A 25189-nucleotide genomic window follows, 5' to 3' on the forward strand; every position below is an offset into this window, starting at 1 on the left:
GGAGAACGCCGCCGTGCGCAGGCCCTCCCCGGCTCTCCCGGATACAGCGGGGGGCGAGCGGCCGTGATGGCCCCCAGCCACGCCGCCACCGGCGCCGCCGCCGGGGTGGCCACCACCCTGGCCACCGCCCCGCTGACCGGGATGCACGCCGACACCTGGGTCCTGGCCACCGGCGCGCTCATCGGCGCCGGCGCCGCGCTGCTGCCCGACATCGACCAGCCCGGTTCCACGGCCGCCCGTTCCCAGGGGCCGCTCACCGGCATCGCCGCCGCGGGCGCCCAGTCCCTGTCCGCCTGGGTCTACCGCCGCACCCGCACGCCGCAGGACACCCGCGGCGCCGGCACCCACCGCTACCTGTTCCACACCCCCGCCTTCGCCCTCGCGCTGGGGCTCGTGGCGGGCGCGGCCGCGATGTGGCCCCCGGGGATGGCGGTGATCGTGTGGTTCACGCTGTCGCTGGCGCTGCGCGGCCTCGGCCAGGCCCTGCCGAAGGGAAAGGTGCGCCGCCTGCTCACCTCATGGGTGACCGCCTCGCGCCGGGGGCGCCGGCTCATGCGGCCGGTCCCCCGCTCGGTGCGGCGCGGCCTGGCCGAGTGGCTGTCGGTCTCGCTGAGCGCCGCGCTGATCACCGCGCTGCTGATCGGCCACGGGGCCCACACCGGCCCCTATATCGGCCTGTCCGTGGCCGTGGGGATGGTCGTCCACAGCCTCGGCGACGCGCTCACCCGCAGCGCGGTCCCGCTGGCCTGGCCCTTCCAGGTGCGGGGCCGCCGCTGGGCGATGCTGGGGATGCCCGCGTGGATGCGGTTCTCCACCGGCTCCTGGCCCGAGTCCGTCATCTGCATCGGCTCCTTGGGCGCCACCGGCGCCGGGTTCCTCCTGGCCGCCTGAAACCGGGATCGGCGGTCACCGCCGCGATCCCGGTGTGATGTGATCCGGTGCACTTGTTGCATCGTTGCACCCAGTGCACCGAAGTGCGTACCGTGACAATGTGAACGATCAGCGCAAACCGCCCGCGGGCGATCGGCGTGACGCGCTCAAGGCACGGCACCGCCGCGCGATCATCGACGCCGCGTCGGCCCTGGTGGGCGAGTTGGAGGGCACGCACTTCACCGTCGACCAGCTGGCCGAACGGGCCGACGTGTCGCGACGGACGGTGTTCAACCACTTCGGCTCCATGGACGACATCGTCCTCGAGGTGTTCGGCGAAATGCTGGAGACGATCGTCGACGGCATCGAGGCCAACATGACCGCGGCGGCCGACGGCCGGACGCGGGGCATGTTCGACGAGTTCGCCGCCGCGCTGCGCGAGACCGACCTGGTCACCCCCATCACCCGGCTCAAGCGCCTCCTCCACCGGGAGGGGCGCGAGCTCACCCCGAGCCGGTCGGGGCTGTTCGAACACGCGATCAACGACGTGAGCGCCCGCCTGGCGTCGATCGTGCTGCGCCGCCATCCGGGCGCCGACCCGCTCGTGGTCGACCTCATGTGCGGCGCGCTCGTCAGCGGCGGTGCGGTCGTGGTCCAGCACTGGGAACAGGCCACCGGCGGGGTCGACACAGAGGACTCCCGCCGGGTCTGGACCGACTTCCTGGATCGAATGATCGCCGTGAACCGCGACGGATACGGGTCCGTCGCGCCGGCAACGTCCTGAGCGCACGGCGCGCTCCCCCTCCCCACATTTGCAGGAACCCATGGCTGAACTCCTTTACCGGCTCGGGCGCGCGTCAGCGCGTCGCGCCAAGACCGTTATCGCGGTGTGGCTGGCCCTCCTTGTCGCGGCCGGCACCGTGTACGCCCTCTTCGCCGGGGAGCTCAAGGAGAGCTTCTCCATCCCCGGCACCCCCACCGACCAGGTGAACCAGACGCTGAAGCAGGAGTTCCCCGGCATGGGCGGCGGTGCGGGCACCGTCGTCTACCGGACCGAGGACGGCTCGGCCTTCACCGAGGAACAGCAGGAGGCCATCGCCGACCGCACCGCGCGGGCGGCCGAGGCCGACGGAGTCGAGGACGCCGTCGACCCGTTCGCCACCGAGGCCGAACGGGCCGAGCAGGCCGAACGGCTCGACGAGGGCCGCGCCGAGATCGAGGACGCCCGCACGCAGTTGGAGGAGGGCCAGGCCGAACTCGACTCCGGCCGCGAGCAGGCCGAGGCCGCCGGCATGCTCGACCAGCTGGAGGAGGGGCTGGACGCGCAGCAGGCCGAGATCGACCTGGCCGCGGAGGAGCTGGACGACGCCGGCCGGGAACTCGACCAGGGCGCCGACCTGATGGAGATGTCCGAGGGGATCCGCATGGTCTCCGAGGACGGCGGCACCGCTCTGGTCACCATCGCCTTCACCCAGAGCCAGGAGGAGGTCCCCCAGGAGACCCGCGAGGCGGTGATGGCGATCTTCGCCGACGACCCCGTGGCGGGCACCACGGTGGACTTCGCCAACGACATCGCCATGAGCATGCCCACCCTGGTCAGCGTCGCCGAGGTGATCGGCCTCATCGTCGCCGCGGTCGTCCTGGTGGTCATGCTGCGCACCCTGATCGGGGCCGGCCTGCCGATCCTGACGGCGCTGGTCGGCGTCGGCCTCGCCACCCTCACCGCGATGTCGCTGTCCGGGGTCCTGGAGATGGCCTCGGTGACCCCGATCCTGGGGCTGATGCTGGGCCTGGCGGTCGGCATCGACTACGCGCTGTTCATCGTCAACCGGCACCGCCGCCAGCTCAAGCAGGGCGTCGAGATCGGCGAGTCCATCGGCCTGGCCAACGGGACCGCGGGCAACGCCGTGGTCTTCGCGGGGGCGACCGTCCTCGTCGCGCTGCTGGGCCTGAACCTGACCGGCATCGGCTTCCTCGGCCTCATGGGCACGGTGGGCGCCATCGCGATCGCCGTCGCCGTGCTGATCGCGGTCACCCTCGTCCCGGCCCTGCTGTCCCTGGTCGGGGCGCGCATCCTGGCCCGCCGGGAGCGCGGGGCGCCCGGGGCCGGCGGCGCGGGCGACGGCGCCGCCGGGGCGCGGGCCGGCGGCCCCAAGGCGATGTCGGCCGGGGCGGCGCGGGGCCGCGCCGCCGTCGCGGTGCTCGCCCTCGGCGTCATCGCCCTGCCCGCCCTGGACCTGCGGGTCGGAATGCCCGACGGGTCGTCCGAGCCGCTCGAGTCCACCCAGCACCGCGCCTACGCGGCCATCACGGAGGACTTCGGGGAGGGGCAGAACGGCCCGCTGCTCGTCACGGCGCAGCTGCCCGGCGGCCCGACCGAGGAGACCGCCGAGGCCAAGGCGGCCGACTACCGGTTCCAGGTCGCCGAGGAGCTGTACGACCGCGACGGTGTCGCGGCGGTGGCGCCCATCGACATCTCCGACGACCACACGCTCGCCATCTACCAGGTCCTCCCGGAGCAGGGGCCGTCGAGCCCCCAGACCACCGACCTGGTGCACACCTTCCGCGACATGGAGCCCATCCACGGCACCGGCCCGCTCGGCGTGGCGGGCATGGCCAGCGGCAACATCGACATCTCCGAGACCCTCAGCAGCGCGCTGCCGGTCTACCTCACGGTGGTCGTCGGCCTGTCGCTGGTCATCCTGCTGCTGGTGTTCCGCTCGCTCTACGTGCCGGTCGTGGCCACGCTGGGGTTCATCCTGTCCTACTTCGCCGCCCTGGGCGGCGTGGTGGCCGTCTACCAGTGGGGCTGGCTGGGCGGGCTCATCGGCCTGGAGACCCCCGGGCCGGTGCTGAACTTCCTGCCCACGCTCCTGGCCGGCATCCTGTTCGGCCTGGCGATGGACTACATGCTCTTCATCGGCACGGGCATGCGCGAGGCCTACGTCCACGGGGCGTCGGCACGCGACGCCGTCGCACAGGGGTTCCGCGCCGGCCGGTCCGTGGTGACCGCGGCGGCGATCATCATGATCAGCGTGTTCGGCGGTTTCATCTTCTCCGAGACGATGATGATCAGCTCGATGGGCTTCGCGCTCGCCTTCGGTGTGCTACTGGACGCCTTCGTCGTGCGGATGCTGCTGATCCCCGCCCTCATGCGCCTGGCCGGCGACGCCGCCTGGTGGCTGCCGCGGTGGCTCGACCGCATCCTGCCCGACGTGGACGTGGAGGGCTCCGCCCTGGAACAGCGCCACCTGCGCACGGCGGACGGGGGTGCGGCGACGGCCGGGGACACCGCACCGGCCGCCGAGCCGTCGGATGACCCCGTCCCCTCCGGACAGCGCTAGGGGGAAACGCGCGGCGGGGGCCGGGGGGCGGTTGCGGCCGTCCCCCGGCCCCCGTCGTATCCGGGGCCCTACCGCTGTTCGACGACCTCGAACTCAAGGGTGTCGGTGAACTCGCGGCCGTAGGAGTCGGTCGCGGTCACCTCGGCGGTGTGCGTGCCGGCGTCGAGGTCACCGGGCAGGTCGAACCGCCACAGGTGCATCGTCCGGTCGGCGAGGCTGCCGCCGTGGACCAGCTGCTGGGAGACCGCGTACGGGTCGGAGTACTCGGCGCCGACGTTGACCGCCTCGCCCTCCAGCCGCTGGGTGCGCTCGGCCTCCCCGGCGGAGCCGCCGTCGATGGCGACCTCGACCGTGGAGCCGGTGGAGCCGAAGAAGAAGTTGGTCGTCAGCCAGCTCCCGCCCGACAGGTCCTCCCGGTCGACCACCAGGGGGTCCTCCAGCTCGGGCGCCTCGCCGGCGGGATCGTCGTTCCACTCCTGGCGCTCGTGGAACCACTCGCGGTAGGTGGGGCTGTTGACGCCCAGCTGCGTCTGCACCCCGTCGTCCTCGCCGGTGACGGTGTAGCGCTCCTGGAACCCGCTGCCGTCGATGTCCAGCGTCACCACGCCGGGGCGTCCGCCGTCGCGGCCGATCGCCGTCGGGTAGCCGTCCTCGCCGACCTCGCCCGAGTACCAGTCGCCCGAGATCGCGCCCGCGGTGATGTGCGGGAACGGCAGGCCCTCGACCCCGAAGAGGTCGCGCCAGCCCTCGGCGTCGTCACCGGTCTTGAGGTTCTCGACGCTGTGGCTGTGGCCGGACACCGCCACGGCCTCCCGGCCCTCCAGCAGCTCGTGCACGCGCTCGACCTGGTCGACCTGGTGCACCGGGGACCCCTCGTCGGCGTAGTTGAGCAGGCCGATGTGGCCGGCGACGACGACGAGCTTGTCCCGGTCCACGTTGTCCAGGTCGCGCTCCAGCCACGTGAGCTGGTCGTCGTCCATCCGCCCGTTGTACGCCGGGTCGCCCTCGGGGTCGGCGCAGTGCTCCTCGATGCCCTCGGGGCTGTCCTCGGCCGCGGTGCACGGGTAGTCGACGGTGTTCAGCGCCACGACGTGCACGTCGCCGACGTCGTAGGAGTAGTACTCCGGCGCCAGCTGGGCGCGGAAGGTGTCGAAGGAGTGCTCGGCGCTCGGGGCGTCGTAGTCGAGGTCGTGGTTGCCCGGCAGGAGGCGGACCGGACCGTTGACCTCGCTGAGCAGGTCCTTGATGTCGGGGTAGAGCGACAGGTCGTCGTTGGCGATATCGCCGACGAACAGCGCGCCGCAGCCCGAGTAGTCGTCGCGCTCGGACAGGTCGTCGATGGCGCCGGCGCGCGCGTACTCGATCTCCTGGCGGTCGGTGGTCTGCAGGTCGCCGGCGATGACGCAGTTCTGCGCGTCGGCGGCGGTCGCCTCGCTCTCGACCACCGGGAAGTTGACCGCGGAGGGCAGCGGGCCGGTCGGCTCGATGCCCCCGTAGCGCAGCTCCGGGGACCCCTCGGGCAGGTGGTTGTAGTGGAACTGCGGGATGTTGTGCTCGTCCAGCGGCACCTGGTATCCGGACGGCTGGGTGATCGACACGGTCATGTTGTCGAACGCGGGCAGCCGGTACCGGCCCGCTCTGTCGGTCCGCACCACGTCGCGGCCGTTGGTGACCATGACGCCGGCCAGGCCGCGCTCGCCGCCGTCGCGCGCGCTGTTCCGGTCGGCGTCGACGAACACCCGGCCGGTGAGCACCGAGTCGTCCGGGGCGCCTCCCGGAGTGCGGACGACCTCCACCTCGCCGCGGTAGGGGTCGTCGCCGCCGTTGTCCGGCTGCTGTGCGGCGGCCGGGACGGCCACCGCCGTCATCGAACCGGCGAGGGCGGCGGCGATCGCGGCCGTCAGCGCGGTACGGAGGCAGCGGCGCGTCCGCGGGGTACGAGGCGTCTGCGCGTGTCGCGAATACGTCTTCACCATGCAGGGCTCTCCGATGTATCGGGGGACGTGGCCGGCCGCGAGGGACCGGCGGAGAGCAACCCTTCTCGAGACGACTGAACGTCGGCCCAGCCGACGGCCAACGATCGGCCACCGGGCGATGACGAATGGCGAAGGCCCCCGCTCCCACCGCAGGCCACCGCGATCTCAGCCGCAGTGGGAGCGGGGGCGACCGCACGTCCGCGGAGCCTGCCGTACCCCGTCGGCGCGGACGGCTACTGGTCGCCGGGGACGAGCGCGCGGGGGGTCTCCGGGAGACCGTTCCAGTCGGCGAAGCGGTCCGGGCGGAACGGCGCCAACTGGTCGACGGTGTTCCCGGCGACCACCTCGGCGGCGCAGTGCTCGGCGAGCACGGGGGCGAGGGTGACGCCACTGTGGGTCGCGATCGCGTAGAGCCAGCGCCCGTCGCCGACGAAGCCGGCCACGGTCCGTCCGTCGGCGGGGATCGCGCGCCGGCCGATCTGCATCCTGTCGATCCGTTCCGGTCCCGGGAGCACGAGCACCTCGTCGAGCCGGCGCAGCAGCTCCCGCGCCTCGGGACCGGTGGTGCTCGCCGGCCGGTTCGGGTCGATCCCGCGGTCCAGGTCCAGTGCGTGCAGGACGAGTCCGCCGTCCGGCCGGGGCCGCACGTTCAGCCTGCTGGTGGTGAGCAGGCGGGTCGGATACAGGGCGCGCGGCCGGGTGTAGGCCAGCAGGCCGATGGCGGGCTGGCCGGCCGCGTCGGCCGGCGCCATCGGTACCCGGCTTCCGGCCGTGGCCGCCACCCGGTCGGTCCACCGGCCGGCGCAGCCGACGATCACGTCCGCGTCGATGGCCGATCCGTCGGCCAGGTGCGCCCGTGCGCCGGTGCCGCGGGGTTCGGCCCCGACCACCTCGGCCGGAGCGCGGACCTGCGCCCCCATCCCCTCCGCGGCACGCAGCAGGGTCGCGATCATCGCCTCCGGGACGCAGATCGACTCCTGGGGATAGGACACGACGTGCCCGACGTCCGGGGCCAGGCGCAGGGCGGGCTCCCGCCGGAGTGCTTCGCGGCGGTCCAGGACGTCGGCCGGATAGCCCCACCCGGCCATGCGGGCGAGTTTGTCCGTGAGCACCTGGGCGTGGCCGGTACCGGTGCTCCACTCATAGTGGCCGGTCCGCCACAACCACTGGCGCAGCGGCCCCGCGTCCTCGGCGAGCTCGCGGTGCCAGGTGTCGTGGGCGCGCAGCCCGGCCAGGTTCAGTGCGAAGTAGTCGTAGGGGCTCTTCCGGTTCGCGTTGACCCAGGCGTAGGACTCCCCCGACGCTCCGGCGCCGGGGTAGCGGGCCTCGCACACCACGACCTGCGCACCGGCGCGGGCGAGGGCGTAGGCGGCGGCGCTGCCGATGACGCCGGCGCCGATGACCACGATCTTCACGTCGGTGCTCCTCCTACTCGGTGGGCAGTGGGGTGACGTCCAGCTCGGCGCCGACGACGCTCGCACGCAGCCGGTTGACCAGCCGCAGCGTGTCCACCGCGGTCTCCCGTGTCGCCGAGGCGACGCTCAGGGTGAGCGCGTGGGCCAGGACGAGCCCCGCGGTCACCTCGTTGGCGGCGGTGGTCGTCGACTGCGGGGTGGACAGCACGGCGTGCACCTTCGACGCCAGTGCCATGCCGAGGCTCTCGGTGACGACGACGACCTTGGCGCCCACGGCGTCGGCGTGCTCGATGACCACCGAGAGCTCACGGAACTGCCGGACCGGCGCGAACACGACCACCACGTCGTCCGCACGCAGCTCCAGCAGCTCGTCGGCGAGCCGGAATCCGGTGAGGCCGCCGCCTCGCGCGCGTACGCCGATGCGCTTGAGCGACAGGCACAGGTAGTCGGCGAGGCTCTCCGCGGGTCCGATGCCGTAGGCCAGCACGGCCGGTGCGGCGATGAGCGCCTCGACGGCCCGCTGCCACGACGCGGTGTCCAGCCCCCGGCGCAGCTGGCCGAGCAGCGCGATGGTGTCGTCGATGACCCGGATCGCCTCGTCGTCCTCCGCGGACACCCGGTCGAGCCGGTCGTCCATGGTGGCCGCGAGGTCGCGCTGGCGGGTCAGCACGTCGAGCATGCTGCGCTTGAGCTCGCGGAACCCCTTGTACCCCAGCGCCCGCGCGGTACGCACCACGGTGGCGTCGCTCGTGCCGGTGCGGGCGCCCAATTCGCCGGCCGAGCACGCCACGACGACCTGGGGGCGGTCGGCCATGAACTCGGCGACCCTCCGCTCGCTCGCCGACATGCCTTCGGCGAGTGCGGCCACGCGTTCGTGCAGCGGGGGGTCCGCCCCCTCGCTTTTTGAAGTTTTCATTTCACCCTTGACCCAATCTTGTCGTGATGCCTACATTACCTCGCATTATCGGGTTCGTTCCTCCTGGAGGTGGACATGCCGGATCGGTCGCCCAGCCGGACTCGCGCTCCCGTACTCGATGCCGACGTCGTCGTCATCGGCGTCGGCACGATGGGCAGCATGGCGCTGTGGCACCTGGCCCGTGAAGGGCTCCGGGTGATCGGGATCGAGCAGCACGGCGAACTCGGCCACGAGTACGGCGCCGCGGGCGGGCGGACCCGGATCTTCCGTGTCGCCTACAAGGAGGGCGCCTGGTACGTGCCGTTCCTGCGCCGTGCGGGACGGCTGTGGGGCGAGCTCGCCGAGGCGACCGGTCAACGACTGCTGCTGCCCACCGGCGCGCTCAGCATCGGCGCTCCCGACCACCCCGATGTCGCCGAGGTGCTCCGCAGCGCCGCCGAGTTCGGCCTGCCGCACGAGTACCTCGACCACGACCGGCTCGCCGCCCGGTACCCGCAGCACGTGCTGCGGCCCGGCGACGTCGGCGTGCTCGACCCGCAGGGCGGGCTGCTGCCGCCGTCGGCCGCCATCCGCGCCGCGGCCGGGCTCGCGCGCCGCCTCGGCGCCGACGTGCGGACCGGTGTCCGCTGCACCGGGCTCGACGAGACCGGCGGCCGTGTCCGCGTGCACACCGGACACGGCGTCCTGACGGCGGGCCGCGTCCTCGTGTGCGGTGGGCCGTGGACCGCCGAGCTGCTGGCCGGCGTGCGCGGCCGCTACGAGGTCCGCCGGGTGGTGCTGCACTGGTTCCGCGCCACCGACGCCGCCGCGTACGCGCCCGAGCGGTTCCCGGTCGGAATCCGGCGCAGCGGCCCGGAGGCCGAGCTGTCGTTCTTCCCGGCCGTCGGCGACGGGCTGGTGAAGGTCAACCTGCACGTCCCCAAAGAGGTCGTGCCCGACCCCTCCGCGTTCGACGGTTGTGTCCCCGGCGACTACACCCGGCGCGTCGAGACGGCCGTCGGCGGGCTGCTGCGCGGGCTGGAGCCCCGTGCCGCCGGGGCCGCGGCGTTCATCGAGGGCTACACCCCCGACAACCACGGCCTCATCGGCACGCCGCCCGGCTTCGAGCGCGTGGTCGCGATGAGCGGCTTCTCCGGGCACGGCTTCAAACTCTCGCCCGTGCTCGCCTCCCTCGCCGTCGACGCGCTGCTCGCGCGCGGCGGGGAGCCCCTGCCCGCCGGCCTCGCGCTCGACCGGACCTTCCAGGAGACCGCATGATCCGCATCGGAGTCGACGTCGGCGGCACGTTCACCGACGTGACCGCCCTGGACACCGGCAGCGGCCGGTTCCACATCTTCAAGCTCCCCTCCACCGGCCACGACCAGTCCATCGCCGTCGCCGACGGCATCCGCGGCGTGCTCGGCGACGCGGGGCGCGCGCCGCAGGACGTCACCTACCTCGGCCACGGCACCACCGTCGCGACCAACGCGCTGCTGGAGCTCAAGGGCGCGACCACCGCGCTGCTGGTGACCGGCGGCCTGCACGACGTGCTGGAGATCGCCCGCCAGCGTAGGCCGCACCTCTACGACCTGTTCGCCGACAAGCCGCCCGTGCTCGTGCCGCGCGACCTGACCTTCAGCGTCGCCGAGCGGCTCGCGGCCTCCGGCGAGGCCGTCGTGGAACTGACCGACGCCGAGATCGAGCGCGTCGCCGCCGAACTGGCGGGCTCCGGGGCCGAGTCCGTCGCGATCTGCTTCCTGCACAGCTACCGCGACCCCGCGCACGAGACCCGCGTCGAGGAGGCCCTCGCGCGCCGGCTCCCGGACGTGTTCGTCTCCCGCTCCAGCCGCGTGGCCCCGGAGTTCCGCGAGTACGAGCGGTTCTCCACCGCGGTCATCAACTCGTTCATCGGGCCGGTGGTCTCCCGCTACATCCGCCGGCTCGGCGAGCGCGTCGCCGAGGCCGGGCTGCCCGTCGGGCCGCGCGTGATCCAGTCCAACGGCGGGCTCGCCTCCACCGACGCGGTGGCCGAGCGTCCCGTGACGACGCTGCTGTCGGGGCCGAGCGCGGGGGTGGTCGGCGCGAGCTACCTCGCCGGCCTCGCCGGGATCGGCGACCTCATCACCTTCGACATGGGCGGCACCTCCACCGATGTCTGCCTCATCCGCGGCGGGCGGCCCGCGTCGGCCAATGAGCGCGGCCTCGGCGGCTACCCGATCCGCGTGCCGTCGGTGGACGTGCACACGATCGGCGCCGGCGGCGGCAGCATCGCCTCCGTCGACGACGCGGGGGGCCTGCGCGTCGGCCCGGAGAGCGCCGGCGCCCGGCCGGGCCCGGCCGCCTACGGCCTCGGCGGCACCCGGCCCACCGCCACCGACGCCAACGTGGTGCGGGGCAGGCAGAACCCCGAGAGCGCGCTCGGCGGGGCCATGCCGATCGACCGCGCGGCCGCCGAACGCGCCGTCGCCACCGTCGCCGAGGGGCTGGGCACGGGCGTCGTCGAGGCGGCCCGCGGCATCGGCAGGCTGGCCAACTCGCACATGGCGCGCGCCGTGCGCAAGGTGTCGGTGGAGGCCGGCGAGGACCCGCGCGAATACGTGCTCATCGCCTACGGCGGCGCCGGGCCCCTGCACGCGGCCGAGGTGGCCGCCGAGGTCGGCATGACCCGGCTGCTGGTCCCGCCGAACCCCGGAACGCTGTGCGCGCTCGGCCTGCTGGTGAGCGACGCGCGCAGCGAGTTCACCAGGTCGTTCCTGCGCCGCGCCGAGCCGGAGACGCTGCCCGCGCTCAACGAGGCCGTCGCCGGGCTCGTCGCCGAGGGCCGGGACTGGCTGGCCGGGGAGGCCCGCACCGCGCAGCGGCACGAGGTCACGGTCCTCGCCGACGCGCGCTACCCGCGGCAGAACTTCGAACTGCGCATCCCGCTGCCGTCGGCGGAGCTCGACGCGTCCGCGCTCGCCTCGGTGATCGCCGACTTCCACGCCCGGCACGAGAAGGCCTACGGCTTCGCGAACCCGGACTCGCCGGTGCAGCTGGTGAACCTCCGGGCCATCGCGCACGGCGAGGTGGCCAAGCCCGCCATGCCCCGGGTCGCGGCCGGGCCGGCCGAGCCGAAGCCGCACGCGCTGCTCGGCCGCCGCGACGTCGACTTCGGCGACGGGCACGGCGCGCTGCCGACACCGGTGCTCGACCGCGCCGCGCTCAAGGCGGGCAACGCCTTCGCCGGACCGGCGATCGTGGAGCAGCTCGACTCGACCACCGTCGTGCCCCCCGGGTGGTCCGCCGCCGTCGACGAATTCGGAAACCTGCTGATCGAGGTGGTCGCGCATGACTGACAACGTTGTGGACCAGGTGAGCGTGCAGGTGATCGGCAACGCCATGCTGTCGATCGCCGAGGAGATGGGCGCCGTGCTGCGCCGCGCCAGCTACTCCACGAACATCAAGGAGCGCGTCGACTGCTCCACCGCCCTGTTCGACGCGCAGGGCCGGCTCGTGGCCCAGGCCGAGCACATCCCCATCCACATGGGCTCGATGAAGGGCCTGGTGCAGGCGCTCCTCGACCGGGACGGCGCCACGCGGCTGCGCCCCGGCGACGTCTACATCACCAACGACCCCTACACGGGCGGCGGTACGCACCTGCCCGACATCACCGTGGTGGCACCGGTGTTCCACGAGGGCGGGCTCATCGGCTTCAGCGCCACCATCGCCCACCACTCCGACGTCGGCGGGCACGTGCCCGGCAGCAACTCCGGCGACTCCACGAGCATCTTCCAAGAGGGCCTGCGCATCCCCCTGGTGCGCTTCATGATCGGCGGCGCCCTGAACGAGGAGGTGCTGGCCTTCATCACCCTCAACTCGCGGCTGCCCGAGGAGCGCAGGGGCGACCTGCTGGCCCAGCTCGCCGCCGTGCACACGGGCGGGCAGCGGTTCGCCGAGCTCCACGGCAAGTACGGCGGCACCGTCATCGACGCCGCGTGCGGGCACCTGCTCGACTACGCCCGCCGCAAGCTCGAGGTCGCCGTCGCCGCGATCCCCGACGGCACCTACACGGCCGCCGACCGGCTCGACAGCGACGCGCCCGGCCAGGAGCCGATCCTCATCCAGGCCGCGATCACCGTCGCCGGCGAGGACCTCTCCGTCGACTTCGCCGGAACCGGCCGTCAGGCCGATGTCGCGATCAACGTCGTGCGCTCGGCGCTCGAAGCGACGGTCTACTACGCGCTCAAGGCCGTTCTCGACCCCGGCATCCCGGCCAACGGCGGCTTCTTCGACGCCGTGCGCATCGAGGCTCCGCTCGGCAGCATCGTCAACCCGCGCCCGCCCGCCGCCGTCGCCGCCCGCACCGACGCCTGCCAGCGCGTGGCCGACGTGCTGCTCGCCGCACTCGCCGAAGCCGTGCCCTGCCGCGTGCCCGCGGGTTCCCACAGCTCGATCACCTACGTCACGTTCGCCGGGCCCGGCGAGGAGTTCTTCGTCTACCCCGAGGTGATCGCGGGCGGCGCGGGCGCCCGGTCCGACCGCGACGGGCTCGACGCGGTGCAGGTGCACGTCACCAACTCCTCCAACCTGCCCATCGAGGCGCTGGAGCTGGAGTACCCGTTGCGGGTCGACACCTATGAGCTGATCGCGGACTCGGGCGGCGCGGGCGAGCACCGCGGCGGGCTCGGCGTGCGGCGCGACATCCGCGTGCTGTCCGCGCGGGCCGACTTCTCCGCACACGCCGACCGGCAGACCTTCCCGCCGCGCGGGCTCGCCGGCGGCAAGGACGGCTCGACCGGCAGGTTCATCCTGCGTCCCGGTACCGGGGACGAGCACACGCTGGCCGGGGGCCGCGTGTCCGGCGTCGACCTGGCCCACGGCGATGTCGTACGCGTCGAGAGCCCCGGATCGGGCGGATACGGCGACCCGTTCGCCCGGCCCGCCGAACTCGTCGCACGCGACGTCGCGCAGGGGAGGGTCGGTGCGGGCAGCGCACGGCGGGACTACGGCGTGGTCCTCACCGACAGCGGCGCGGTCGACGCCGAGGCCACCGCCCGCGCGCGCCGCGCGCGGGACGGGGGGTGAGCGCGGTGCGAGCCGGAGCCCTCCTGGGCGCGGGCGCCGCGCTGTGCGCCGCGGTGCTGCTGGCATCGTGCTCTGCGCCGGCCGAGACGGCGCAGAGCTACCCGAGCCGCCCGATCGACTACGTCGTGCCCTTCGCCGCCGGGGGCTCCACCGACATCGCCGCGCGGGCGGCGGCCGAGGCGCTCTCCGACGAGCTCGGCACCCCCGTCAACGTGATCAACAAACCCGGCGCCGACCAGATCATCGGCGTCAGCTCGGTACGGTCGGCCGAGGCCGACGGCTACACGCTGCTCGCCGACGGCGCCGGATCCAGCTCCATCCAGGGCTCGCTGCCCTACGTGCCCTACGACTGGGACGACCGGGAGTTCGTCGCCAGGTTCGCCGAAGGCCCGCACGTCTATGTCGTCGGCGGCGACGCGCCCTACCGGGACTTCGCCGGGGTGGTCGCCGCGGCGAAGGCCGACCCCGAGAACTTCACGGTCGGCTGGATCGGCGGCAGCAGCACCAGCGACTACGCCACTCTCCAGTTCCTCGCCGCCAACGGCATCGATGCCGCCCGGGTCCAGCGGGTCCCGTTCCGCAGCTCCGGGGAGGTGATGCGCGCGGTCGCCTCCGGCGACATCGCCTTCGGCGTCGGCGGGGCGAGTTCGGCGTTCAGCCTCAGCGAGAGCGGCGAGCTCAGGCCCATCGCGCTCACCGGCGACCAGCCGGTCGGCGCGCTCGCGGGCGTCCCCACCACCGCCGAACTCGGCCACCCCGAGCTGGACATGCAGTACTGGGTGGGCGTCTCCGCGCCGCCCGGCCTGCCCGCCGGACTCTCCACCCGGCTCGCCGATGCCGTCACCGCCATCGCCGAGGACCGGGCCGTCGCCGACCGGCTCGACGCGGTGGGGCTATCGCCCGCCGTGCTCACCGGAGAGGACCTGCGCGCCGAGATCCACAGCGAGAAGGACCGCTTCGCCTCGCTGTCGGAGCAGATCGGTGTGGCGGGCTGACCCGACCCCGACATCCCCTTCCACCATCACCATGGAGGCCACATGGCCGCGACGACCGCACGGGCCGCGTCCGCCCGCAGACTGGGCGCCTACGCCCCGATGCTCGTACTCCTGCTGCTCGCCGGGCTGTCGATCGAGGAGGGGCTGCGGTTGCTGCTCACCGTCGATCCCGCCGCGCAGGCCGACATGGCGGGCTGGTACGTCCTCGTCCTCGGCGCGGTCCTCGCCGTGACGAGCGTCTATGCCGAACGTCCCGCCGCCGGTGGCGGCGGCGCCGTCCACGACGATCCCGGCGGCGATGCGCCGCGCCCGGCGACCCCGCGCCGCGACATGGCCGTCTGCCTGCTGCTGGTCGCCGCCTACGCGGTGCTGCTCGGCACGCTCGGCCACGTCCTCGCCCACGTGATCGTGGTCTTCGTGTTCCTGCGCGCGATCTCGCGCTACGGCTGGGTCCGGTCCGTCGCCTACACGGCCGCGATCAACGCCGTTCTGGTCGCGGTGCTCGGACTCTCGGGAGTGGTCCTGCCCACCGGGATCCTCGGGTTCTGAGGGAGGCGTCCACATGGGTCTATCCGAACTGCTCGGCGGTTTCGCCGAGGTGCTCCAGCCAGAGGTCCTCCTGCTGGCCTTCCTCGGCTGCCTCGCCGGGACCATGGTCGGGGTCATGCCCGGCCTCGGCCCCGTGTCGGCGATCGCGATCCTGTTCCCGCTCACCGTCTACCTCGGCCCCGCGGCGGCGATCGTGGTGCTGGCCGCCATCTACTACGGCGCCATGTACGGCGGCTCGACGAGCGCCATCCTGCTGAAGATCCCCGGCGAAGTGTCGTCACTGCCCGCCGCGATCGAGGGCTACCCGATGACCCAGCGGGGCAGGGCGGGCACGGCGCTCGCCATCGCCGCGGGTGCGTCCTTCGTGGCCGGGATCGCCGGCACCGTCGGGGTCTGGCTGATCGGGCCGCACATCGCCGGATTCGCGCTGGAGTTCGGCCCGCCGGAGATGCTGGGGCTGGTGCTGTTCAGCCTCACCGCGATCGCGGGCCTTTCCTCGGGCTCGATCGTGCGCGGCGTCGGTATGGCCGTGACCGGGATGCTGGTCGCCTCGGTGGGCCTCGACCTCACCAGCAGCCAGCAACGCATGACCTTCGGCTCGATCGAACTCATGCAGGGGCTCGACATCGTGCCCGTGATGATCGGGCTGTTCGGCATCGCCGAAGTGCTCCGCACGCTCGAGAACGGCACGCCCGCGGCGCACCGCGCCAAGGTGGGCGGCTTCCTGCCCACCCGCGGCGAGTTCCGCCGCAGCACCGGGGCCGCGGCCCGCGGCACGGTCACCGGGTTCCTGCTCGGGCTCATCCCCGGGATGCTGCCCTCCACCACGACCTTCCTCAGCTACGCCGCCGAACGCCGGCGCGCCGAGCGCAAGGGCGGCCCCCGGTTCGGCACGGGCGCGGTCGAGGGCATCAGCGGACCCGAGGCCGCCAACAACGCCACGGCGATGAGCGGGTTCGTCCCGCTGTTCAGCCTCGGCATCCCGACGGGCCCCACGATGGCGCTGATCATGGCCGCGCTCATGGTCTACGGCGTGGTGCCCGGCCCGACGATGTTCACCGCCGACAGCGACATCACCGCCGCCGTCATCGCGAGCTTCTTCGTGGCCAACGTGATCCTGCTCGTGCTCAACCTGCCGCTGGCCGGGGTGTGGGCCAAGATCGCGCGCGTGCCCTACGGCGTGCTGGGCCCGATCATCATCGTCTGCTGCGGCATCGGCGCCTACACCGCGCGCAACAGCGCGTTCGACATCGTCGTGTGCCTCGTCGCGGGCGTCGCGGGATGGGCGATGGCCAAGCGGGGCCTGCCGGTCGCACCGTTCGTGATGGGCTTCATCCTCGGCCCGATGCTGGAGCTCTCGCTGCGCCAGACGGTCGCGATCTCCCCGATGTCGGCGCTGGAGAGCCCGATCTTCCTCGGCTTCGCCGCCGCGGCGCTCATATCGGTCGGCCTGGCCTATCGCCTGCACCGCAAGGGAGTGGAGAACGTGGACGCGAACGCGTAGGTCCGCGTGCGGCGGCGACGCAGCACGCGGGGTCCGTGCCGTCAGGCGCCGGTCGCCGCCCGCACCGGCGGCGCCGGGGCGGGCGGCAGATCGGTCGGTGACTCCTGCTCCAGGATCAGGTCGAGCTCACGACGCACCCGCCGCAACCGCTCGACGGTCGCGGACAGCTCCTCGTCCAGGTTCCGGAGCGCCTTCTCGGGGGGCTCGTCGGCGTCTCCCATTTCGGCGATCTGCGGCAGGGAGAATCCGAGATCGGTCAGGCGCCTGATCCGCAGTACGCGCACCAGGTGTGCCGTTTCGTAGCACTTGTAGCCGTTGGGCCGCCGCTCGGGCTCGGCGAGCAGGCCGACCTCGTGATAGTGCCGCACCGCCCGCACACTCGTGCCGGCGAGCTCGGCGAGTTGATGGGTACTCCACGCCATGACCTACCGCTCCCGCAAACCCGGTCCGCCGGCGCGTGCGCGCCGGCGCGCACACCAGTTCAGACCATGCCGCTACGGCACAGTCAAACCGTTCCGCCATGGCGCGCGCCACAGCCGGAGGCGGTCGCGGCCTCCGGATACGTGACCCCGCCGCCCCGCTACTGTGCCCGGCCGATGCCGCCGCGGCCGGCCCCGGCCGCACCCGGTACGAGGCGGCGACCGCCGCCGGAGCGCGCACACCCGTGGCACCCGATGCGGTCAGGGCGCGTCGCGCAGGCGGACGTGCGCGGGCGTGAGCCCCGAAACCGACCGGGCGCCGAGGAGGCTCAGCGTCCGCGTCAGGTCGGAGCGGATGATCTCCAGGCACCTGTCGACGCCGCGCCCGCCGCCCGCCATGAGCCCGTAGAGGTAGGGCCGGCCGATCATCACGGCCCGGGCGCCCAGTGCCAGAGCCGCGGCGGCGTCGGCTCCGCTGCGGACCCCGGAGTCCAGGTGCACCTCCACGCGGTCGCCCACGGCGTCGGCGACGGCCGGCAGCAGTTCCAGCGGGGCGGCGGTGCGGTCGAGCTGGCGCCCGCCGTGGTTGGACAGCACCACCGCGTCGGCGCCCGCATCGGCGGCCGCGACCGCGTCCCGCACCGAGACCACGCCCTTGACCAGCACGGGCCCGCCGAACTCCGCCTTGACCCAGGCCACATCCGAGGGACGGATCGCCTGCTCGCGCACCCGGTTGGACACCCCCCACCGCGCGTGCGGCGAGCCCGCGGGAAACGTCGCGAACGAGAGCGGCTCGGTGGTGAGGATGTCGGCCACCCACCGGGGGTGCGTCGCCATGCCGATGAGGGTCCCGGTCGACAGCCGCGGCGGCACGCCGAAGCCGTTGCGCTCGTCCTTCAGCTTCTGGCCGGTCATCGACGTGTCGATCGTGAGCTGGACGGCCTCGTAGCCGCACTCCCGCGCCTGGCGGAGGTGCTCGCGCGAGACCGCGCGGTCCTTCATCAGGTACAGCTGGAACCAGCGGCGGGCGCCCGGCGCCGCCGCGGCGACATCGGGGATCGAGGTCGTGGCGTAGGTCGACAGCGCGTAGGGGACCCCGGCCCGCTCGGCCGCCCGCACCACGGCGGACTCACCGGTGTGGTGGCTCATCCGCGTGTAGCCGGTGGGGGCGAGCACGACCGGCATGGCCGCCGGCCGGCCGAGGACCTCGGTCGACAGGTCCGGCTCCCCGACCTGCTCGAACGCCGTGGGACACCACTCGACCCGCTCGAACGCCTCGCGGTTGCGCCGCAGGCTCGCCTCGGCTTCGGCACCGCTGTGCACGTAGTCCCACACGGCGGGCGGCACGCGCCGGCGCGCCTTCGCCTCGAGGTCGGCGATGGTCAGGCACCGCGCGAGCCGGCGGTCGACGCGGTCGCCGACGCGCGGCGGGCGCGCGAGGAAGGGGCGGACGTCCGACCAACGGGGGAACTTTCTCGACGACACGCCCACTCCCAACTCATCGGATGAGTGACAAACTCATCGTACAAGTGCAGGATGGGGGCCCGTGAAGCGCCGTCCGCGTTACCAGGAAGTCGTCGGCCGGATCCGCAGCCGGATCCTCTCGGGGGAGCTGCCGCCCGGGAGCCGGCTGCCCTCCGAGCCGCGCCTGATGGAGGACTACGGGGTCTCCCGCACGGTCGTCCGCGAAGCGGTGTCGCGGCTCCAGGCCGAAGGGCTGGTGGAGACCCACCACGGTCGCGGCTCCTACGTCCTCGCGCTCCCGGACACCGCCCCTTTCCGGGTCGGCCTCGGTGAGGTCGCCGGAGCGGCCGACGCGGTGGCGCTGCTCGACTTCCGGATGGGGGTCGAATGCGAGGCCGCGGCGCTGGCCGCGCGTGCGGCGCGGCCCGGCGACCTGGCGGCGCTGCGGTCGGCCGCCGCGGCGCTGGCGGCGGCCGAGCCGAACGAGGTCGTCGAAGCCGACTTCCGCTTCCACCGCGCCGTCGCCGCGGCCACCGGCAACCGCTTCTACCGCGATCTGCTCGACACGCTCGGGCCCGGGGTCGCCCTTGTGGTGCGCGCGCGCATGGCCGGCGAGCACTCGCGCACCGACGCCGCCCACGTCGCCAAGGTGCGCTCCGAGCACGAGGACATCCTGGCGTCCGTCCTCGCGGGCGACGCCGACGCGGCCCGGGCCGCCATGCGGATCCACCTCGCCAACACCCGCCGCCGCCTCACACCCGCGTCGGCATGACCATCCGGGCCGCCCGCACCGCCGCCGGGACAGGGCGCCTCGGGTCGTGCTACAGCTCCGCGGGGTACTTGGCCAACGGCGGGGCCGGCGGCAGGGGCGAGGGCGGCACCGCATCGGCCCGGAACGACCGCAGCAGGTGGGCGACCAGGCGCCGGACGGCGGCCGCCGTGTCCTCGATCCGGTCGGTGTGCACGCCGTGGACGGCCATGAACACCAGGGTCAGATCGGCGCGGTCGAAGTCGGCGCGCAGGTACCCGGCGGCCTTGGCCCGCCCGATCAGCCGGGCGATCGCGTCCTCGGCGGAGGTACGCCGGTCCGCCAGGCCGACGATGCGGGGGTAGGCGCGCAGGACGGCGCTGCTGAAGCCGCGGTCGGCGACCTGCATCGCGGTCACCCGCTCGATGGTGCCGGCGAACGCGCGCCAGGGATCGGGGTCGGTCAGCGCCCGTTCGACGACGCCGGCGCAGGCGGCGGCCTGCTCGGCGAACGCTTCGACGATGAGCGCTTCGCGGGTGGGGAAGCGGCGGTAGAGGGTGGCGGTACCCACCCCCGCCCGACGGGCGATGGTGGCCATGGGCGCGTCGATCCCGCGGTCGGCGAACACGACGCGGGCCGCGCCGAGGATGCGCTCGCGGTTGCGGCGGGCGTCGGCGCGCAGGCGGGCGGGGGCACCGGACGGGCCGGCCGCCATCCGATAGGGATCACCGGGCATGCGTCTCACATTAGCGATAAGTGGGCGGTACCGCCCGTTTCGCTGGTTACCGTTCACAGGGCGTCGACCGGATCCCGGTCCGCGACACCGCGAGCGGAGGAGGAGCACAGGTGGCACGAGAGATGCGCGCGGCGCTGTTCGACCGGTACGGTCCGCCGGAGGTGATCTACGAGGGGCGGCGGCCCGTCCCCGCACACGGCGCGGACCGCGCCCTGATCAGGGTGCTGGCCGCCAGTGTCAACGGTGGGGAGCTCACGGGCCGTGCGGGCGATCTCGGCGTCCTGGGCGATGTGGTCATGGGGCGCTTTCCCAAGGCGATCGGCATCGACTTCGTCGGCGAGGTGGCCGCTGTCGGCGGGAACGTCCGCGGCGCGGTGGTCGGGGAACGTGTGTGGGGCGCGCTGCCGCGCGCCTTCGGCAGCATGGCCGAATACGTCGCCGTGCCGTCGGACCGGTTCGCCCCGGTTCCGGCCGGGCTCGACCCCGTGCAGGCGGCGTCCCTCCCCACGGCGACGACGGTCATCACCGCCTTACGCGACAAGGCGCGCCTACGACCCGGGGAACGCCTGCTGGTGCGCGGCGCCACGGGCGGCGTGGGCACGGCCGGTGTGCAGCTCGGCAGGGCGTATGGCGCGCACGTCACCGGCCTGGCCCGCGCCGGGCACCTGGAGCTGGCGCGCGAACTGGGAGCGGACGAGGCCTTCGACTACCGGACCACGCTCCCAGCGGACCTGGGCCGCTTCGACGTCGTGCTGGACACGGTCGGAACCGACCTGTCCGCCTACCGGGCCCGGCTGACCCCGGGCGGGCGGATGGTCACGGTGTCCTTCGACAACGACCGCATCCTGCGCTCGCTGGCCTACATCGCGGGCTCGGCCGTATTCGGCCCCCGCCGGGTGCGGTTCTTCAGCGGAGACCCGCGCCGTGACCTGTTCGAGGAGCTGACCCGCCTGGTGGAGGCCGGTGACCTGCGCCCACTGGTGGACCGGGTCTTCCCGCTCTCCGACGTCGCCGGCGCCCACCGCGCCCTCGAATCCGGGGGCGTCCGCGGCAAGATCATCGTCGACACCACGGCATGACCGCCCCAGGTCCCGCCCCGCCACCCCCGCGCCCCGCCGAACGACCGGCCACCCGCTCCGATCGCTCCCACCCGGGCGGCCGGGGCGAGCCCTCCCTCCTCGCCGGTCACCCGGGGTCGGCGAGGGCGACGCTGACCGCGGTGCCGGTGGCGACGCTGATGACGGTGCGCCGGCCCAGGGCCGGGTGGGCGGTTGCCGTGGCCGCTACGGCCAGGAGGGCCGGCGGTGTGCTGAGGGGCGTCGGCGATGACCCCGCTCAGGGCGGCCTCCGCCGGCGGCAGCGAGGGCGCGTCGGCCCGGGTGCGCAGCGCGTCCAGGGTCAGGACCGCGAACAGGGCGCACAGGGCGGACTCCAGTCCCTCGACGGGACCGGGCGGCAGCGCGGCCACGGCCAGGCCCATGAGGCCGCCGCCGACCCGGCAGGCCGGTCAGGCGGCCCGCATGGCCACCAGGCGCGCCGCCGAGCGCTGCGCGGGCGCGCCCGGCGCGGTCCGGCCGCGCAGCCCGCGGGGCGCACGCACCCGGGCGGGGTCAGTCTCCCCGGTGTCCCAGGCCGGCCGAGATCTGCTGGGCCGCGCGGGCGACGACGCCGGCCAGGCCGCGCATCCGCGCGGCGGGCATGTAGGGGCGTGTCGCGGACACGCTGATGGCCCCGGCGATGGCGCCCACCGCGTCGCGGATCGGCGCGGCCACGCAGCGGATACCCGGCTCGTTGTCCTCCAGGTCCATCGCCACACCGGATTCCGCGTATTCGCGCATCCGCGCCAGGAACGCCTCCAGGTGGTCGGGGTGGACCCGGTCGGGTTCCACGGGGGCGTCCGCCCGGTACCGCGCCGGCCAGTCGGGCTCGGCGTCCAGCAGCAGCGCCATCCCGACACCCGTGCGGGTCAGGGGCATCCGGTGCCCGATGCGTGAGCGCATCTCCGCGCCGCGGGAACCGGGCAGCTTGTCCAGGTACAGCACCGAGGCGCCGTCGCGCACCGCCAGGTGCACCGTGTCGCGCAGCTGCGCGGACAGTTCCTCCAGCACCGGCCGGGCCACCACCGGCAGCGGGTTGCCGTGCAGCGCCTGGAAGCCCAGTTCGATCAGCGTGGGCCCGAGCGTGTAGCCGCCCCGCCCGCTGCGCAGGTAGCTCTCGCGCACCAGCAGCTGGACGAGCCGGTGCGCGGTGCTGCGCCCGAGGCCGGTGCGCTCCACCACCGTGCGCAGGTCGGTCGCTCCGCCGGCGACGGCGCGGATCACCGCGAGGCCGCGGGCGAGCGTCTGGGTGCCGGGCGGCACAGCTGCGTCGACCACACGCACATCCTACATATAGGGACAGTGTTCGCATTATTGGGAAACGGAGCGCACAGTATCGCGTTATGACGGACACCGATCCCGGCCTGATCGCACTCGACTGGGGGACATCCGCGCAGCGCGCCTGGCTGCTCGACACGCGCGGCCGCGTCCTGGACGCCCGCAGGCCCGACAGCGGATTACTCGCCACCACCGAGGGCATCGACACCCGCGACCCGCGTGCGCGGGCCGCCGCCTACGAGGCGGCCTTCCGGCGGGCGTGCGGCGACTGGCTCACCACGCACCCCGGGCTGCCCGCCATCGCCTGCGGCATGGTGGGCAGCGCGCAGGGCTGGGTCGACACCGGCTACCACACCGTGCCGACGACCCTGGACTTCACGGCGCTCGTCCCCGTCACCCACCGCGACGGCGTGCTCCACCTGGTCCCGGGGCTGCGGCTCCCCTCGGGCGACACGCCGGGCGACGTGATCCGCGGCGAGGAGACGCAACTCGTCGGCATCCTCGACGTGCTCGGCGACCCCGGCGAACCGTTCACCGTGGTCCTGCCCGGTACGCACAGCAAATGGGTCCGCATCGACGGCGGCGCGGTGACGGGCTTCGCCACCGCGATGTCGGGAGAGTTGTACGGCCTGCTCACCGCGCACGGCATCCTCGCCCGGACGGCCGCGGAACCCGTCCGCGACGACGCCGCGTTCGCCCGCGGGCTCGCCGCCGGACGGCGGTCCCGGGGGCTGGCCGCGGAACTGTTCGGCGCGCGCCCGCTCGTGCTCGACGGCGCGCTGGAACCGGGCTCGCTGCCCGACTACCTCTCCGGGGTGCTCATCGGCGACGAGGTCGCGAACCTGTCGTCGGCATCGGACACCCGGGTGGTGCTGTGCGGCACGGCCGACCTGTGCCGGCGCTACGCCGCCGCGCTCGCCGACCGGGGCGTCGAGGCCGCCGTGCTGACCGAGGAGGTCACCGCCCGGGGGCTGTGGCGCATCGCCGCGGCGGCCGGGCTGCTCCGCCCACAGGACAAGGAACGTCTGGAAAGGACACCGAAACCGTGACCGGGTTGATCGCGATCCTGCGCGGCGTCACCCCTGCCGAGGTCGTGGGCATCGGCCACGCCCTCGCCGGGGCGGGCGTCACCGCCATCGAGGTGCCGCTGAACTCCCCCGACCCGTTCGCCAGCGTGCGGCTGCTCGCCGACGCGCTCGGCGACCGGTGCGTCATCGGCGCGGGCACCGTGCTGACCACGGAAGACGTCGGGCGCGCCCGTGAGGCCGGCGCCCGGATCATCGTGGCGCCCAACACCGACCGCGCGGTGATCACCGCCGCCGTCGACGCCGGCCTGACGCCGTACCCGGGCGTGGCCACCCCGAGCGAGGCGTTCGCCGCCATCGCCTCGGGCGCCCGCCACCTCAAGCTCTTCCCGGCCGACGCCGTCGGCATCGGGGGGATGGCGGCCTGGCGCGCCGTACTCCCCAAGGACGTCGAACTGCTGCCGGTCGGCGGCGTCGACCAGGCGAACCTGGCCGCGTGGGCCGCCGCCGGCGCCGCGGGGGCGGGGCTGGGCTCCGGCCTCTACCGGCCGGGCGACACCGCCGAGGCGGTCGGTGCCCGCGCCCGCGAATTCGGCCGGATCTGGCAGGAGGCCACCGGCGGAACAACGGACGAGACCGTCGCAGGAGATGGGAAACGATGAAGATCACGTCAATGACGACGTACCAGGTGCCGCCGCGCTGGTCGTTCCTGAAGATCGAGACCGACGCGGGCATCACCGGGTGGGGCGAGCCCGTTCTGGAGGGCCGGGCGGCTTCGGTGGCCGCCACGGTGGAGGAGCTCTCCGACTACCTGATCGGGCAGGACCCCTCGCGTATCGAGGACCTGTGGACGGTGCTCTACCGCGGCGGGTTCTACCGCGGCGGCGGCATCCACATGAGCGCGCTGGCGGGCATCGACCAGGCCCTGTGGGACATCAAGGGCAAGGCCCTCGGCGTCCCGGTGCACGAACTGCTCGGCGGGCGCGTGCGCGACCGGATCAAGGTGTACTCCTGGATCGGCGGCGACCGGCCCGCGGAGACCGCGCGCGCCGCGCGCGAGGTGGTGGACCGCGGCTTCACCGCGGTGAAGATGAACGGCACCGAGGAGCTGTCCTACCTCGACACCTGGGACAAGGTCGACCGCTGCATCGCCAACGTGGACGCCGTGCGCCAGGCGGTGGGCCCCGACATCGGCATCGGCGTGGACTTCCACGGCCGCGTGCACAAGCCGATGGCCAAGGTCCTGCTCCGCGAACTGGAGCCGTACCGGCTGATGTTCGTCGAGGAGCCGGTGCTGTCCGAGCACGTCGACGGCTTCGCCGACGTGCTGCGCTCCTCGCCCATCCCCATCGCGCTCGGCGAGCGGCTGTACTCACGGTGGGACTTCACGTCGGTGCTGGCGTCCGGGGCGGTGGACATCATCCAGCCCGACCCGTCGCACTGCGGCGGCATCACCGAGGCGCGCAAGATCGCGCACATGGCCGAGGCCTACGACGTGGGCCTGGCGCTGCACTGCCCGCTCGGGCCGATCGCGCTGGCGGCCTGCCTGCAGATCGACGCGGGCTGCTACAACGCGACGATCCAGGAACAGAGCCTGGGCATCCACTACAACACGAGCAACGACCTGCTCGACTACCTGGCGGACCCGTCGGTGTTCGCCTACCGCGACGGCCAGGTCGCCATCCCCGACGGCCCCGGCCTCGGCATCGAGATCAACGAGGAGTACGTCGCCGAACGCGCCGCAGAGGGCCACCGCTGGCGCAACCCGGTGTGGCGGCACGACGACGGCTCCTTCGCGGAATGGTGAGCG

The 25189-nt window shown here is 73.7% G+C and carries 21 protein-coding genes; 14 read left to right on the top strand and 7 right to left on the bottom strand.

Annotated features, from left to right (window positions below; translation table 11 throughout):
* Positions 1–66: 66 nt before the first annotated feature.
* The 3 genes from ACFO4E_RS07395 to ACFO4E_RS07405 all read left to right on the top strand — a co-directional run bounded on the left by ACFO4E_RS07395 (position 67) and on the right by ACFO4E_RS07405 (position 4214).
* Complete coding sequence (locus tag ACFO4E_RS07395) at positions 67–891, top strand: metal-dependent hydrolase (protein WP_378572296.1); 825 nt, start codon at positions 67–69, stop codon at positions 889–891.
* 100 nt (positions 892–991) lie between these two features.
* Positions 992–1654 (top strand): TetR/AcrR family transcriptional regulator, encoded by a 663-nt coding sequence (locus ACFO4E_RS07400; RefSeq protein ID WP_378572297.1) that lies wholly within the window; start codon positions 992–994, stop codon positions 1652–1654.
* 40 nt (positions 1655–1694) lie between these two features.
* On the top strand, positions 1695–4214 hold the full coding sequence (locus ACFO4E_RS07405) for an MMPL family transporter (RefSeq protein WP_378572298.1): 2520 nt from the start codon (positions 1695–1697) through the stop codon (positions 4212–4214).
* 68 nt (positions 4215–4282) lie between these two features.
* Here ACFO4E_RS07405 and ACFO4E_RS07410 read toward each other — a convergent pair whose 3' ends face one another.
* The 3 genes from ACFO4E_RS07410 to ACFO4E_RS07420 all read right to left on the bottom strand — a co-directional run bounded on the left by ACFO4E_RS07410 (position 4283) and on the right by ACFO4E_RS07420 (position 8521).
* Positions 4283–6082 carry a calcineurin-like phosphoesterase C-terminal domain-containing protein gene (locus ACFO4E_RS07410; protein WP_378572640.1) on the bottom strand — a complete coding sequence of 600 codons (1800 nt, stop codon included), beginning with the start codon at positions 6080–6082 and terminating at the stop codon, positions 4283–4285.
* A 341-nt stretch (positions 6083–6423) separates the two neighbouring features.
* A complete protein-coding gene (locus ACFO4E_RS07415; RefSeq protein WP_378572299.1) occupies positions 6424–7605 on the bottom strand; it encodes an NAD(P)/FAD-dependent oxidoreductase in 1182 nt (393 codons plus the stop codon).
* A 13-nt stretch (positions 7606–7618) separates the two neighbouring features.
* Positions 7619–8521 (bottom strand): MurR/RpiR family transcriptional regulator, encoded by a 903-nt coding sequence (locus ACFO4E_RS07420; protein ID WP_378572300.1) that lies wholly within the window; start codon positions 8519–8521, stop codon positions 7619–7621.
* 75 nt (positions 8522–8596) lie between these two features.
* Here ACFO4E_RS07420 and solA point away from each other — a divergent pair, with 75 nt between their 5' ends.
* Genes solA through ACFO4E_RS07450 form a run of 6 tightly spaced genes read left to right on the top strand, consistent with a single transcriptional unit; the run spans position 8597 to position 16612 of the window.
* The gene (solA, locus tag ACFO4E_RS07425; RefSeq protein ID WP_378572301.1) at positions 8597–9778 is read left to right on the top strand and encodes an N-methyl-L-tryptophan oxidase; all 1182 of its coding nucleotides are present in this window, start codon (positions 8597–8599) and stop codon (positions 9776–9778) included.
* The gene (locus ACFO4E_RS07430; protein ID WP_378572302.1) at positions 9775–11835 is read left to right on the top strand and encodes a hydantoinase/oxoprolinase family protein; all 2061 of its coding nucleotides are present in this window, start codon (positions 9775–9777) and stop codon (positions 11833–11835) included. Before solA ends, ACFO4E_RS07430 begins: the two co-directional genes overlap by 4 nt.
* Positions 11828–13564 (top strand): hydantoinase B/oxoprolinase family protein, encoded by a 1737-nt coding sequence (locus ACFO4E_RS07435; protein WP_378572303.1) that lies wholly within the window; start codon positions 11828–11830, stop codon positions 13562–13564. Before ACFO4E_RS07430 ends, ACFO4E_RS07435 begins: the two co-directional genes overlap by 8 nt.
* The gene (locus tag ACFO4E_RS07440) at positions 13561–14559 is read left to right on the top strand and encodes a tripartite tricarboxylate transporter substrate binding protein (protein ID WP_378572304.1); all 999 of its coding nucleotides are present in this window, start codon (positions 13561–13563) and stop codon (positions 14557–14559) included. The genes ACFO4E_RS07435 and ACFO4E_RS07440 overlap by 4 nt, the downstream gene beginning before the upstream one ends.
* Before the next feature lie 42 nt (positions 14560–14601).
* Entirely contained in the window at positions 14602–15108 is a 507-nt protein-coding gene (locus tag ACFO4E_RS07445) for a hypothetical protein (RefSeq protein ID WP_378572305.1), read from the top strand.
* A 13-nt stretch (positions 15109–15121) separates the two neighbouring features.
* Entirely contained in the window at positions 15122–16612 is a 1491-nt protein-coding gene (locus ACFO4E_RS07450; protein ID WP_378572306.1) for a tripartite tricarboxylate transporter permease, read from the top strand.
* A 41-nt stretch (positions 16613–16653) separates the two neighbouring features.
* On the opposite strand, the gene ACFO4E_RS07455 is transcribed toward ACFO4E_RS07450, so the two are convergent.
* Positions 16654–17034, bottom strand: coding sequence for a helix-turn-helix domain-containing protein (locus ACFO4E_RS07455; protein ID WP_378572307.1), 381 nt, complete (start codon positions 17032–17034; stop codon positions 16654–16656).
* 258 nt (positions 17035–17292) lie between these two features.
* The gene (locus tag ACFO4E_RS07460; protein WP_378572308.1) at positions 17293–18516 is read right to left on the bottom strand and encodes an alpha-hydroxy acid oxidase; all 1224 of its coding nucleotides are present in this window, start codon (positions 18514–18516) and stop codon (positions 17293–17295) included.
* A gap of 61 nt (positions 18517–18577) precedes the next feature.
* Between ACFO4E_RS07460 and ACFO4E_RS07465 the strand changes: the two genes are divergently transcribed.
* Entirely contained in the window at positions 18578–19267 is a 690-nt protein-coding gene (locus tag ACFO4E_RS07465) for a FadR/GntR family transcriptional regulator (protein ID WP_378572309.1), read from the top strand.
* A 49-nt stretch (positions 19268–19316) separates the two neighbouring features.
* On the opposite strand, the gene ACFO4E_RS07470 is transcribed toward ACFO4E_RS07465, so the two are convergent.
* Positions 19317–19979 carry a TetR/AcrR family transcriptional regulator gene (locus ACFO4E_RS07470; protein WP_378572310.1) on the bottom strand — a complete coding sequence of 221 codons (663 nt, stop codon included), beginning with the start codon at positions 19977–19979 and terminating at the stop codon, positions 19317–19319.
* 122 nt (positions 19980–20101) lie between these two features.
* On the opposite strand from ACFO4E_RS07470, the gene ACFO4E_RS07475 reads away from it, so the two are divergent.
* Positions 20102–21058: an NAD(P)-dependent alcohol dehydrogenase gene (locus ACFO4E_RS07475; RefSeq protein ID WP_378572642.1), complete on the top strand. Its 957-nt coding sequence runs from the start codon at positions 20102–20104 to the stop codon at positions 21056–21058.
* A 531-nt stretch (positions 21059–21589) separates the two neighbouring features.
* Here the strand turns inward: ACFO4E_RS07475 and ACFO4E_RS07480 are convergent.
* A complete protein-coding gene (locus ACFO4E_RS07480; RefSeq protein ID WP_378572311.1) occupies positions 21590–22354 on the bottom strand; it encodes an IclR family transcriptional regulator in 765 nt (254 codons plus the stop codon).
* Between the two features lie 65 nt (positions 22355–22419).
* On the opposite strand from ACFO4E_RS07480, the gene ACFO4E_RS07485 reads away from it, so the two are divergent.
* Genes ACFO4E_RS07485 through dgoD form a run of 3 tightly spaced genes read left to right on the top strand, consistent with a single transcriptional unit; the run spans position 22420 to position 25186 of the window.
* The gene (locus ACFO4E_RS07485) at positions 22420–23403 is read left to right on the top strand and encodes a 2-dehydro-3-deoxygalactonokinase (protein ID WP_378572312.1); all 984 of its coding nucleotides are present in this window, start codon (positions 22420–22422) and stop codon (positions 23401–23403) included.
* Positions 23400–24041: a 2-dehydro-3-deoxy-6-phosphogalactonate aldolase gene (locus ACFO4E_RS07490; RefSeq protein WP_378572313.1), complete on the top strand. Its 642-nt coding sequence runs from the start codon at positions 23400–23402 to the stop codon at positions 24039–24041. The genes ACFO4E_RS07485 and ACFO4E_RS07490 overlap by 4 nt, the downstream gene beginning before the upstream one ends.
* 11 nt (positions 24042–24052) lie before the next feature.
* Positions 24053–25186 carry a galactonate dehydratase gene (dgoD, locus tag ACFO4E_RS07495; RefSeq protein ID WP_465263129.1) on the top strand — a complete coding sequence of 378 codons (1134 nt, stop codon included), beginning with the start codon at positions 24053–24055 and terminating at the stop codon, positions 25184–25186.
* Positions 25187–25189 lie beyond the last annotated feature (3 nt).

It is taken from the genome of Nocardiopsis mangrovi (assembly GCF_042653925.1).
In the GTDB taxonomy this organism is placed as follows: Bacteria; Actinomycetota; Actinomycetes; order Streptosporangiales; family Streptosporangiaceae; genus Nocardiopsis_B; species Nocardiopsis_B mangrovi.